Source organism: Streptomyces sp. NPDC043896 (assembly GCF_056435605.1).
Map to the genome: position 1 here is coordinate 426,399 of NZ_JBWKEE010000001.1, position 12,278 is coordinate 438,676.

Consider the following 12,278-nt stretch of genomic DNA (forward strand, 5'->3'; position numbering starts at 1 on the left):
GACCTGGGTTCATCACATCGGGTGAAACTCTGGCCCGTGCTTGCGCTGCTCAACCATCGGTTGCCAGGGTGTAGCTGTCTGTCAACCTGATGGGAGTGGCTCGTGACTTTCGGTGAGCAGCCGGCCTATCTGCGCGTCGCCGGGGATCTGCGTCGGAAGATCGTCGATGGGTCCCTGCCCCCGCACGCCCGGCTCCCTTCCCAGGCCCGGATCCGCGAGGAGTACGGGGTCTCCGACACCGTGGCCCTGGAGGCGCGCAAGGTCCTCATGGCGGAGGGGCTCGTCGAGGGCCGCTCCGGGTCCGGTACGTACGTGCGGGAACAGCCCGTGCCGCGCCGGGTCGCCCGCTCCGGGTACCGGGCGGCCGGGGCCTCGACGCCGTTCCGCCAGGAGCAGGCCGAGGCGGGGGCGCGCGGCACCTGGGAGTCCAGCAGCGAGCAGACGGGCGCGCCGGCCGGGATCGCCGAGCGGCTCGGCATCGAGCCCGGGGACCGGGTGATGCGCACCCGGTACGTCTTCCGCGACGCGGGGGAGGCGATGATGCTCTCCACCTCCTGGGAGCCCCTCGCCGTGACCGGCCGCACCCCGGTGATGCTGCCCGAGGAGGGCCCGCTGGGGGGCTCGGGGGTGGTGGACCGGATGGCCGCCATCGACGTGGTCGTGGACAACGTGGTCGAGGAGGTCGGGGCCCGGCCGGGCCTGGCCGAGGAGATCATGTCGCTGGGCGGGGTCCCGGGGCACGTGGTGCTGGTGGTGAGCCGTACGTACTTCGCGTCCGGCCGCGCGGTGGAGACCGCGGACGTGGTGGTCCCGGCGGACCGCTACCGCCTCTCGTACCACCTGCCCGTCCGGTAACCGGTCGCGGGCCGGATTTTCGGTCGTATCCCAGGGGTCCGGGGCGTGTCCCGGACCCCTGTTCGAGTGGGGGTCCTGCGGCGGACCCCGGCCCCCACGTCGCCCGCCCGCAGGTGCGCCGCGTGCGCCGGGCCCGGACCGGCGCGCACCGCCCGCTCGTACGCCTGGCCGGATGCGTACGCCCCCCAGGTACCTCTTCGTGAAAAACCGTATCCGTTCCGTAAAGGTCGGGCGTAAGCTCGGGCATATGCGCAATGCGGTTTCCTGGGCAGGTACAGCGGCGGAGGGTGAAGCGCGATGACCGACAGCGGTGCCCTGCTCCCATGGCTGGTCATACGTCAGGACGACAACGGCAACCGCTACCGGGTGGGCCGCTACGCCACCCGGGCCGAGGCCCAGAAGGTCGTCGACAGTCTCGACGACCGCGGACACAAGCAGCTCTACTGGGTCGAGCGGATCGGACAGGAAAGCCAGACCGCCACCACCAACTGAACCGGATGAGGGCGCTGGCATAGGCTCCGCCCATGACTGTACGAGTGGTCGTGGGCGGAGCCCTTTGTCATGACGGGCGCCTGCTGGCCGCCCGGCGCAGTGCGCCGCCCGAGCTGGCCGGCCGGTGGGAGCTCCCGGGCGGAAAGGCCGAACCGGGCGAGACCGTGCCCGAGGCGCTGGTGCGCGAGCTGCGCGAGGAGCTCGGCGTCGAGACCGAGGCGCTGGAGCGCATCCCGGGGGAGTGGCCGCTGAAGCCCGGCCTGGTCCTGCACGTGTGGACCGCCCGGCTGCTGTCCGGGGAACCCGCCCCGCTGGAGGACCACGACGAGCTGCGCTGGCTCGCCCCGCACGAGCTGGACTCGGTGGACTGGCTCGACCAGGACCGGCCCTTCGTGGAGGAGGCGGGCCGCCGGCTGCGCGCCGGGGTGGGCACCGGGGTCGGCACCGAGTCGCACGGCGGGGCGCACCGGGGCGCGTGAGGCTCCCGCTCTAGGCCGTCTGCGCCACAGTGCGCCGGTGCGCGGGGGATCGGGTGGTACGGCGCCCCGAATATCGGGTATGTCGCTATTAGTCCCTATCTCCTCGCCCTTTTCGTCCCCGACGAACCGGACTGGGGTCGCTGGTGGCCCGGGAAGTGATCGGCGTGATCGACACAGACGGTGAATGCGCCGAGTGGGCCTTCCCCGCCGAGCCCGGTGCCGTCCGCACCGCACGCCACGCCGTGCGCGGCACCCTCCGCTCCTGGGGCCTCGACTCCGTCGGCGACGTGACCGTTCTGCTGGTCAGCGAGCTGGTCACCAACTCCCTGCGCTACGCCTCCGGCCCCATCGGGGTCCGTCTGGTGCGGCGCAATCCGGCCGCGCCGGATCTCGCAGGCGGCCCGGCCCTGCTCGTGGAGGTCTCCGATCCGCTTCCGGATCCACCCCGCGAGCGCATCGCGACGCCCGACGACGAGGGCGGGCGCGGGCTGCACCTCGTCGCCGTCTCCGCGCGCCGCTGGGGAACCCGGCACGGGAAATCGGGGAAGACCGTGTGGTTCGAGTTGGCTCTTCCTGGTGAGTAACAAGAAGAAGGGCACAAGCAAGGGCGGCAGCGGGTCCCCCGGGCGGCGTCGGGGATGACCACCCGACGTGGCCGGAAAACAACGGGACCCTTTTGTGATCGTGAACGCCGTGCCGTACGGGGCCGTGGTGCTGAATACTTCGGTCATGGCCGGTCCGGTTGCGGTGAGCTGGAGGGGACGGTCGCGTGAGCGAGATACCTGCGCAGACACATCAGGCCCGCGTGCCCGGGGAGTCTTTGCACGACTCCCTGTGGCACAGCAGTCCGCCTGGCTCGATATACGACCACATCAAGGTGGCGTCCTTCTCGATCGGCCCTGACGGGCTCATCGACCAGTGGAGCCTGCGCGCCGAGGAGCTCTTCGGGCTCCGCGCCGCGCAGGCGGTCGGCCGTGACCCCGTCGAGGCCTTCATGCCGCCCGAGCTGCGCGAGGGCGGCCACCGCAAGGTCGCCGAGATCCTCGACGGCAAGGAGTGGACCGGCCTGATCCCCTTCCGGATCCCCGGGGGCGACGGCGCCCACGGCGTGGCCGAGATCTATGTGATGCCGACCCAGACCGAGAGCGCCGAGCGGGCCGCGCTGTGCGTCGTCGTGGACGTGCGCGCGCTCCGGCGCATCGAATCCGACCTCGCCGCATCCCAAGCCATATTCGGCCAATCTCCCTTCGGGTTCCTGCTCTTCGGCACCGACCTCACCGTGCAGCGCGCCAACCGCCGCTTCGCGACCGTCTTCGGCGGCACGGTCGCGGAACACCGCGGCCGGACCGTCCACGACTACCTGCCGCCCCACGAGGCCGACCGGATGGCCGAAGCCCTGCGCCGGGTCCTGGAGACCGGCGAATCCGTCACCGACCTGCGGATCACCGGCGCCACCCCGCGCAGCCGCGACGACCGCCACTGGTCCATCAACCTCTACCGGGTGCACGACGGCACCGGCCGCCCCATCGGCGTCGCCGGCCTCGGCACCGACGTCACCCGCCGCCACCTCGCCGCCCGCGAGGCCGCCGGGGTCCGCCGCAACCTCGCCCTCCTCAACGAGGCCGGGCACCGCATCGGCAACTCCCTCGACCTGGAGACCACCGCCCGCGAACTCCTCGACGTCACCGTCCCCGGCTTCTGCGACCTCGCCGCCGTCGACCTCTACCAGGGGCTCCTCATCGGCGACGACGACCGCCCCGCCCGGCCTCAGGGCCCCGGCGTGCCCTCCCTCCCCGGCCAGGGCGCCCGCCGCGCACCCTCCGCGAAGCTGCGCCGGGTGGCCTTCGCCTCCGCCGTGTCCGACGCCCCGCTCTCGGGGCCCGGCGCACTGGTGGCCGTCGGGGAGACCCACCGCTACCCGGCCGCCTCACCCGGAGCCATCGCCCTGCGCACGGCACGGCCCCGGCTGGTCGAGGGCGGCGGGCCCGACGACCTCGTCCAGTCGACGCTGATCGTCCCGATGGTCGCCCACGACACCGTGGTCGGCCTCGCCCAGTTCTCCCGGACGAAGGGCAGCGAGCCCTTCGGCGAACGCGACCGGGCCGTCGCCGTGGAACTCGCCGCCCGCGCCGCCGTCTGCATCGACAACGCCCGCCTCTACCGGCGCGAACACGAACGGGCCCTGATCCTCCAGCGCAGCCTGCTGCCACCCGGCGACCCCGAGGCAGCCGGCCTCGACATCGCCTGCCGCTACCTCCCCGGCAACGCCGCCACCGAGGTCGGCGGCGACTGGTTCGACGTCATCGAACTGCCCGGGCACCGCACCGCCCTCGTCGTCGGCGACGTCATGGGCCGCGGCCTGCGCGCCGCCGTCGCCATGGGCGAGCTGCGGACCGCCGTACGCACCCTCGCCCTGCTCGACCTGGAACCGGCCGAGGTGCTCACCGCCCTCGACGAGGTCGCCCGCGGCCTCGGTGCCCCCGGCGGCGCCCAGCAGGCCTCGCGCGCCGCCCTGCACTCCCGCGACGCCGACCGCTCCGAGGTCTACCTCGCCACCTGCGTCTACGCCGTCTACGACCCCGTGACCCGGCGCTGCACCATCGCCAACGCCGGCCACATGCCGCCCGTCCTCGTCGAACCCGCCGAGGACGGCACCGACCCGCGCCCCGGGCTGCTGCTGGAGATCCCGACCGGGATGCCGCTCGGGGTGGGCGGCGAACCCTTCGAGGAGGTCGAGGTCGACCTCCCCGAGGGCGCGCTGCTCGCCCTCTACACCGACGGCCTGGTCGAATCCCGGGACCACCCCCTGGAGGAGGGCCTGCGCGGGCTGCGCGGGGCGGTCGCCGATCCGTCCCGCCCCCTGGAGGAGGTCTGCGACCACGTCCTGAACACCCTCCACACCCGGCACGGCGAGGACGACATCGCCCTGCTGATGGCGCGCGTCCAGGGCCTGCCCGTCGACGCCGTCGGCGACTGGCAGCTGCCCCGCGAGGCCCGCTCCGTCGGCCGGGCCCGGGAACTGGCCCGGGCCAAGCTGCCCGCATGGGGCCTGGAGGGGCTCCTCGACACCACGGAACTGCTGGTCAGCGAACTCGTCACCAATGCCCTGCGGTACGGGGAGGGCGAGATCCGGCTGCGGCTGCTGCTGGACCGGACCCTGGTGTGCGAGGTCTGGGACGGCAACCTCGCCCAGCCCAGGCGCCGCCGCGCCCGGGACACCGACGAGGGCGGCCGCGGCCTCCAGCTCGTCGGCCTCCTCTCGGCCGGCTGGGGCACCCGCCGCACCCACCGGGGCAAGACCGTCTGGTTCGAACTGCCGCTCCCGATGCCGGGCGGCCAGCCCGGGGAGGCGGTCACCGAACTGTCGGCGGAACAGCTGCTGAGCATGTACGGCTGAGCGGGGCCGCCGGGCGCGTCAGGCCGCCCGGTCCTTGAGGGCGGCCAGGCGGGCCTCGATCTCCGAGGCCCTGCCCAGGTCCTCCAGCGACTCGAACTGCGCGTCCAGGGAGGAGGCCGCCAGCTCCGACCTGCCCATGGCCATCGCCTCCTCCCGCCGGACCTTCTCCTCGAAGCGGTGCAGCTCGCTCGTCGGGTCCAGCACGTCGATGCTCTTCACCGCGTCCAGCATCGTGTTCTGCGCCCGCGCCGTCTTCGTCCGGGACACCAGCTCGTCCCGCTTGGCCTCAAGCTCGGTCAGCTTGTCCTTCATCGAGGCCAGACCCGCCTTCAGCCGGTCCACCACCTCCGACTGGGCGGCGATCACCGGCTCCGCCGTCGCCGCCTCCTTCTCCGACTGCAGCTGCCGGCCCAGCGCCACCTTCGCGAGGTTGTCGAAGCGGTCCGCGTCCCCCGCCGCGCCCGCCCCGCGCAGCTCGTCCGCCTTCCGGCTGGCCGCCAGGGCCTTGCCGCCCCACTCGGCCGCCGCGTCCACGTCCTCCTTGTGGTCGGCCTCCAGCATCCGCAGGTTCCCGATCGTCGTGGCCACCGCCTGCTCGGCTTCCGAGATGTTGTTCGAGTAGTCGCGGATCAGCTGGTCGAGCATCTTCTGCGGGTCCTCCGCCTGGTCCAGCAGGGCGTTGATGTTCGCCTTCGCCAGCTGGGTGACGCGGCCGAGGACGGTCTGCTTGCTCATGAGGGGTTCTCCTGGTGGGTTCGGGTCCGCCTGGTACCGGTTCAGAAGCGGCCGCCGCCGCCCATGCGGCCACGGGTTCCGCCGCCCCCGTACGAGCCGGGGCCGCTGCCGCCCCCGCCGAAGCCGCCCCCGAAGCCGCCGCCGCCCCCGCCGAAGCCGCCCCGGCCGCCGCCGCGCAGGATCTCGCCGAGGATGATCCCGCCCAGTACCGCCCCGCCCCGGCCCCCGCCGGCGCGCTGCCCCGCGTACGGGTTCCGGTACTCCCGCACGTCCTGCTCCGCCAGCTGCTGCGCCTGCCGGGCGAGGGAGTCCGCCTGCTGCGCCTCCGCCAGGGCGCCCGCCGGATCCTGGCCGGCCAGCGACACCGACCGCCCCAGGTGCCGCTGCGCCTCCGCCAGGCGGGTCCGGGCCTGGCTGCCGACCGCGCCCCGGCTGGTGGTCACGTAGTCCGTCGCCGCGCCGATCGCGCTGCGGGCCGACAACTGCGCCTGGTCCAGCAGCGCCGCCGCCCGCCTGCGGCCCGACTCCTGTTCCCGCGCCCCCGCCAGCGCCTCTTCGAGGACCGCGTCCGCCTCCTCGACCCGGCGCAGGGCGTCGATCGGGTCGTACCGGCCGGCCTCCTGCTCCCGCCGCACGTCGGCCAGGACGGCCTCCGCCCGGCCGATCCGCCCCCGCAGGTCCCCGGTGGCGGAGCCCGCGGCGGTACCGGTGAGCAGGCCGCGCGCGTCGGCGAGGTCCGTCTCCGTCTCGGTGAGGGCGCCCGGCAGCTTGCCCGCCGCCTCCGCCAGCTCCTGCGCCCGCCGCTCGACCGCGTCCACCAGGGTCGCCGCCTGGTCCACCGCCCCCTCGGCGGCCCGTACGTGCACGGCGGCCCGGCCGTTGTCCCCGGCGTCGACCGCGGCCCGCGCCTCGCCGAGGTTCGTCGTCGCGAACAGCAGCCGGTCCTCGGCCTGCTCGGCATGGGAGGCCACCGGCGACGACGCCGAGTCCGCGTACCGGGCGCGCAGCGCCGTCAGGGTCGCCTCGGCGGTCGTCGTACGGCCGGCCAGCGCCCGGAAGTGCGCCTCCACGGTGGCCAGGGCCTGCGGGGCGTTCTTCTCCAGGTCCCGCAGCCGGTCGAAGGCCGCCGACTCCGCGTCGAGCCTGCGGTTGCCCTCCGTGCAGCGGGCCACGATCTCGTCCAGCATCCGGCGCCGGGTGGCGTCGTCCTCCGGATAGGCGTCGTCCAGCTGCTGGCGCAGCCGGAAGGCGTGCGTCAGCTCGTCCCGGGCGTACGCCACGGCCTCCGTGAAGGTGCCGACCGCCCCCTCGCCGAACTGGGCCGTCGCGAAACCCAGTTCCTCCGTGCTGGTCCGCACCGCGTCGTCGGTCTCCACCAGCAGGGCCTTCGCCCGGGCGTCGAGCTCGGGCAGCGGCGTCGGCTCCGCGCGCCCGCCGTCCCAGCCGGCGTGGGCCGTGGTCGTGCCCCGGTCGGCCCCGCCGCGCTTCCTGCGGCGGTACGCGTACACCCCGAGCGCCCCGGCCGCGCCGACGGCCACCACCGGCAGCACGAAGTCCCCGGCCCCGGTCTGGCCGTCGGCCCGCCCGCCACCGCCCGGATCGGCCGGGCCCGGGGTGACGGCGGGCACCGGCACGGGCCGGCCGCCCAGCACGGCCTCGTAGCCGTTCGCCGCGCCGATGGCGGCGCCGGCCCAGTCGTTCTGGCGCAGGGCGGGCTCGATGGCGGTACGGGCCACGTCCGCGAGCTGCGCCTCGGTGAAACCGGAGTCCACATCGGCCGAATAGGCGTACTGGCGGGCGCCGGTCGCCACCGCGAGGAGCACGTCGTCCCGGCCGAGGCCGTTCTTCTGGGCGGTGGCATCGGCCCAGCTCTGCGGGGAGCGGTCGGAGAAGTCGCGGACGTACGCCACGAAGAGCTGGATCCGCCGGGCGGAGTAGAGCCGGTCGAGGGCGGCGGCCACGGCCGCCCGGCGGTCGCCGAGCGCGCCGACGCGGTCGGTGACCTGCCCCTGCCGCTCCAGCGCGACGGGATCCTCGGCGCGGGCGGGCGCCGCCGCCGGGGCGCCGAGCACGAGCAGCGCGGCGGCGAGCAGCAGGGCGCTGCGGGCGGCGATCCCTCTCAGCGGATACACAGTTGGGAGGCTATGGCCCGCCCGCCCCCTCCGCACCCGGAGGCTGCCGGCAGTGGCCGGCGGGTCGGCTGCGGACGGTGTGCCTCTGCGCGATGCCGACCCTCCCCGCCCTTCAGCACGACGAAAGCCCCACCCCGGCATCAGGCAGCCAGCCGGTGGGGCTTCCGTGTCAGACGGCCTGGACCCTGGCGACGGCAAGCATGTGCGAACTCGCCGAGAGAAGGTCCGGGTGAGGCTCGGCGAGCCGGGCCGCTGTCAGCGCCGCCTCGAACATGGGGGTGTCGATGAGGCTGTCCTTGCTGTGCTGCTCCGTCGCCTTCAGAGCAGCCCACACAGGGCCTTCGATCCCGTACACGACCGGATCCGCCAGACCTGCCTCCCGCAACTCCCCCGCCAGGCTCTCGCCCGTGTGGAAGTAGGAGCTCGTGAAGCCCTTCCGGCCGGGCGCGTGGACACCGGTGACCATGATGTCGGCGACCGCATCACGTACGCGGTCAATGGTGAGCATGGTCGTGGCGACGTGCTCGAACAGTGACGCGTACCGGCCGATCGCCGCCGCCGCGATGAGACCGCCGGGCCGTACGACCCGGGCCGCCTCGCGCAGGGCCTGGATACGGTCGCCGTGGTCGAGAAGGTGGTACAGCGGCCCCAACACCAACGCGACGTCGTAGGAGTCGTCCTCGGCGTGCAGCGCGCGGGCGTCGCCGAGCATGGCGGTGAACCCCGCGGCCGTCGCTTCTTCGACGTGGCGCGGGACGGGGTCGAGCAGGTCGACGTCGTAGCCGTCCTCCTGGAGCCACCTGGCGTGAGCACCAGGGCCCGCGCCGATGTCGATGATCCGGGCGGGCGCTGCCGGGAGATGACGCCTCAGGAGTTCCTGGGTGCGGACCATCTCCAGGACGCCGTCGGCGCTGCTGCTCAGCCGTTCCGACTCGCTGATGGTCTCGCTGTAGAAGGCGATGATCTCGGGACCTACGGAGGGTGCAGTCATGCCGATGATTTTGAACCCTGGCGGCAGCGGGCGACACCCCCCTAGCCTGACCGGTTAACCGGTCAACTCTGTTGTCAAGGAACGTATATGCCGACTCTGAAGTACGAGCAGATCGCGGACAGTCTGCGCCGCCGCATCGCCGACGGCGAGTTCGGGCCCGGCGCCCTACTGCCATCCAGCCGGGACCTGTGCGAGCAGTGGGCCGTGTCGCGAGCCACTGCGATGAAGGCCATGGACGTCCTGCGGGCCGACGGTCTCGTGGTGCCGCATCAGGGGCGTGGATTCTCGGTGGTGGAGACCCCTGTGGCGCGGCCGGCGGGGAACCGGGGTGCGGGAACCACTCGGGTCCAGGGAGGCATGCCATTCAAGAGGATCGGCACTCCGGAGCTTCTGGTCCCGCCCTCGCGCATCGCCGACGCCCTCGGTCTGGAGTCCGGCACAAGAGCCCTGCACCGCGCCCGGATGACACTGATCGACGACAACCACCCCCACTCCTACACGGTCGCCTGGTTCCCGCCGGACATCGCAGAGGCGTGCCCGCGTCTGCATCAGGGCGGACCGATCGCGGAGGGGACCACCCACTACGTCCGTCGCACCACCGGACGCAGCCCCGTGGAGGGAGTGGACGTCACCACGGTCCGGCTGGCCACCACCAGCGAGGCGGAGTACCTCCAGGTGAAACGGCCCTGCGCCGTGGCCGTCACGCTGCACACCGCCTATGACCAGGAAGGGAAGCCGCTGGTCTGCGAGGAAGGCGTTACGCCATCCGGGTTGTGGGAGCGCACCGACAACTACACGATGGGCCAAGAGGGTTGACTGGACCGGTGGACCGGTCCAGTCTGGTGCGCACGGCGGGGTGCACGCACCGTGAGCACCTCGTCACTTGGCCGGGGTGAGTCCTGCACTGGCTCTCCGACATCCCGGGCGTCCTCTCGCAGCGGGCCGCGGTCCTCATCCCCATGTCGCCCCGCGGTCCGCTGCGTTCCCCATTGGAGAGGAACACCACCGTGAACACCTCAGAACGTCCCCGCCGGACGCCCGGCTCCAGCGACCGCCCGCCCGGCTCCGATTCCTCCTCGCGCATTCCCTGGGAGGCGTTCGCCGTCGGCTCCGACGTCTCCGCGACGTACGGCCAGCCCTCGCCGGCCCTGATCGAGCGGGCCAGGCGCGGCTGGCAGAAGCTCGGCTCCCTCCATGCCCACCTCCGACAGGACGGCACCCAGTGAGCCGCCGCCCGGACTGGCTCTACGAGGGAAGCCGCGTCTTCGACCCCGCCCAGGACCGCGAGGCCGTGATCCAGTTCGTGGGCGAGTGGGAGGACCCGGAGACGCGCCGCGTCATCCCCGAGGCCGTCTTCTTGCGGCCCGAGGGCGGCGGGGTCGAGTGGATCGTGGCCGACCACCACGCCCTGCGCCGGGCCGACCCCCGTTGACCGCACCCACCTGCCCACGTCATCCGGAAGGACCGCCCTGTGACCACCGCCGTGACCGAGTTCGAAGTCAAGGCCCTGGCAATCGACCCCGCTGACATCGCCGACCGCATCGCGAAGGCCGGCGGCGTGCACATCACCGACCGCCGCATGCGCCGCTACGTCTACGACACCATCCCCGCCGTGCCGGGCAAGTGGGTGCGCCTGCGCGACACCGGCAGCGACGTCACCCTCTGCGTCAAGGAGATCACCTCCGACCAGGTCGATGGCACCTGCGAGACCGAGATCGGCGTCACCGACTTCGACACCGCCCACGCCCTGCTCACCGCCAGCGGGCTGACCGCCCGCGCCTACCAGGAGAACCGCCGCTCCTCCTGGGAACTCGACGGTGTACGCCTCGAACTCGACCAGTGGCCGCTCATCCCGCCGTACCTGGAAATCGAGGCCGACACCGAAGACGCGGTCTGGGCCACGGCCGACCGGCTCGGCTTGGACCGCGCCGAGCTGACCGGCGAGAACACCACCACCGTCTACGCCCGCTACGGCATCGACCTCACCACGGTCGCCGACCTCAGGTTCACCGCCTGACCCCAGCACCGCCCCTTGAAGAGTGCGGCCGGACGAACGGGGGCACCGGCCGCACGAAAGGAGCCGCGACATGCCCGTGCACAAGGTTCCCGTAGATGTACACCCCGACGACACCGTCCGCCTCAAGATCGACGACGAATGCGGCCTGGCGTGCATCTTCTGCCACAACGAAGGCACGCCCGTCACTGCCGACAACCGCGACGCCGAGCCGGGCCAGTACAGCGGAACCCCCGGCAAGACCGGACGCGTTTCCATCTACCTCGCCACCAACGGGGCCCGGTTCCTGTCCGCCCGCGTCGAGCCTGGCCCGGAGTTCGCCCTCGCCCTGGCCGGACTACGCGGAAGCATCAGAGCCCGCGAGATCCACTTCACCGGCGGTGAGCCCACCCTTCACCCCCGCCTCCCGGCCCTCGTCCGCCAAGTCCGCGACATGGGGTTCACGGTGGGCCTCACATCCAACGGTGAGAACGGCGCAGCCGTTTTGGAAGAATGCGCCGCCGCCGGCCTGGGCCGCGTCAACCTCTCCGTCTTCGGCACCAACGCCGCCGAACTCGCCTCCGTCCAGGCCCCGCGGTTCAGCTCGGTCGCCCTCGCCGAGAAGAAGATCGCCGCGCTCGCCCAGACCATCGAGACCGGCCTGCGTAGCGGCATCAAGGTCTTCGCGAACCTGGTCGTCAGCGACAGTACCCAGGTCCCCCGCGCCCTGCGCATCGTCGAGCAGTACGGCCGCGACGTCACCGTACGCTTCCTGCTCAACCTGGAGACCGAGCAGCGGTCGCGCGACGCGATCCGGGAAACGCTGGCCACCCTCGACGCCGTACCCGTCCGCCACATCATCACCGCGGGGACCTCCGACGAGCGCACCCGCTACCGGCTCCCCGACGGACGCACGGTCTACGCCAAGAACATCCGCCCCGTTCGGCTCCCCGACACTTGCACAGGCTGCCGCTTCAACAACCCCCGTGACTGCCAGGAGGGCTTCTACGGGGTCCGCATGTACCGGGCCAAGGGCGGCCCCTACATGATCGGCGTCTGTATCCGCCGTATGGACATCTGCATCCCCGTCGGTGAATTCGTGATGAGCCAGCGCGCCCGCGAAGTCCAGGCTTTCCGCGACGATGAGACCGCCCGCCTCACCGCCCTCCACGCCCACGCGGCCGTCGTCTGACCTCACACAGCT

Annotated in this window: 13 protein-coding genes; 10 read left to right on the forward strand and 3 right to left on the reverse strand. The window is 72.8% G+C overall.

The annotated features are described in order from the left end of the window. Window positions 1-102: 102 nt before the first annotated feature. From AC069X_RS02035 to AC069X_RS02055, 5 genes are all read left to right on the forward strand, one after another. Window positions 103-855: a GntR family transcriptional regulator gene (locus tag AC069X_RS02035; protein ID WP_478724081.1), complete on the forward strand. Its 753-nt coding sequence runs from the start codon at window positions 103-105 to the stop codon at window positions 853-855. A 297-nt stretch (window positions 856-1,152) separates the two neighbouring features. Continuing rightward, window positions 1,153-1,347, forward strand: a complete 195-nt coding sequence (locus AC069X_RS02040; protein WP_478724083.1) for an SPOR domain-containing protein — start codon at window positions 1,153-1,155, stop codon at window positions 1,345-1,347. 32 nt (window positions 1,348-1,379) lie between these two features. After that, window positions 1,380-1,826, forward strand: coding sequence for a (deoxy)nucleoside triphosphate pyrophosphohydrolase (locus AC069X_RS02045; protein ID WP_478724085.1), 447 nt, complete (start codon window positions 1,380-1,382; stop codon window positions 1,824-1,826). A 155-nt stretch (window positions 1,827-1,981) separates the two neighbouring features. Then, window positions 1,982-2,410, forward strand: coding sequence for an ATP-binding protein (locus AC069X_RS02050; protein WP_478724348.1), 429 nt, complete (start codon window positions 1,982-1,984; stop codon window positions 2,408-2,410). A gap of 194 nt (window positions 2,411-2,604) precedes the next feature. Continuing rightward, window positions 2,605-5,223 carry a SpoIIE family protein phosphatase gene (locus AC069X_RS02055; protein ID WP_478724350.1) on the forward strand — a complete coding sequence of 873 codons (2,619 nt, stop codon included), beginning with the start codon at window positions 2,605-2,607 and terminating at the stop codon, window positions 5,221-5,223. 18 nt (window positions 5,224-5,241) lie between these two features. Here the strand turns inward: AC069X_RS02055 and AC069X_RS02060 are convergent, their stop codons facing one another. The 3 genes from AC069X_RS02060 to AC069X_RS02070 all read right to left on the reverse strand — a co-directional run bounded on the left by AC069X_RS02060 (window position 5,242) and on the right by AC069X_RS02070 (window position 9,081). After that, window positions 5,242-5,958, reverse strand: coding sequence for a PspA/IM30 family protein (locus AC069X_RS02060; protein ID WP_478724087.1), 717 nt, complete (start codon window positions 5,956-5,958; stop codon window positions 5,242-5,244). A gap of 41 nt (window positions 5,959-5,999) precedes the next feature. Next, window positions 6,000-8,090: a TPM domain-containing protein gene (locus AC069X_RS02065; RefSeq protein ID WP_478724089.1), complete on the reverse strand. Its 2,091-nt coding sequence runs from the start codon at window positions 8,088-8,090 to the stop codon at window positions 6,000-6,002. Between the two features lie 169 nt (window positions 8,091-8,259). After that, window positions 8,260-9,081 (reverse strand): class I SAM-dependent methyltransferase, encoded by an 822-nt coding sequence (locus tag AC069X_RS02070; protein ID WP_478724091.1) that lies wholly within the window; start codon window positions 9,079-9,081, stop codon window positions 8,260-8,262. An 87-nt stretch (window positions 9,082-9,168) separates the two neighbouring features. Between AC069X_RS02070 and AC069X_RS02075 the strand changes: the two genes are divergently transcribed. From AC069X_RS02075 to AC069X_RS02095, 5 genes are all read left to right on the forward strand, one after another. Next, a complete protein-coding gene (locus AC069X_RS02075) occupies window positions 9,169-9,897 on the forward strand; it encodes a GntR family transcriptional regulator (RefSeq protein ID WP_478724093.1) in 729 nt (242 codons plus the stop codon). Window positions 9,898-10,088: 191 nt separating this feature from the next. Next, entirely contained in the window at window positions 10,089-10,307 is a 219-nt protein-coding gene (locus AC069X_RS02080) for a hypothetical protein (RefSeq protein ID WP_478724095.1), read from the forward strand. Further along, the gene (locus AC069X_RS02085) at window positions 10,304-10,513 is read left to right on the forward strand and encodes a hypothetical protein (protein WP_478724097.1); all 210 of its coding nucleotides are present in this window, start codon (window positions 10,304-10,306) and stop codon (window positions 10,511-10,513) included. The genes AC069X_RS02080 and AC069X_RS02085 overlap by 4 nt, the downstream gene beginning before the upstream one ends. Before the next feature lie 39 nt (window positions 10,514-10,552). Beyond that, window positions 10,553-11,098 carry a class IV adenylate cyclase gene (locus tag AC069X_RS02090; protein ID WP_478724099.1) on the forward strand — a complete coding sequence of 182 codons (546 nt, stop codon included), beginning with the start codon at window positions 10,553-10,555 and terminating at the stop codon, window positions 11,096-11,098. A 70-nt stretch (window positions 11,099-11,168) separates the two neighbouring features. Beyond that, a complete protein-coding gene (locus tag AC069X_RS02095; RefSeq protein WP_478724101.1) occupies window positions 11,169-12,266 on the forward strand; it encodes a radical SAM protein in 1,098 nt (365 codons plus the stop codon). Window positions 12,267-12,278 lie beyond the last annotated feature (12 nt).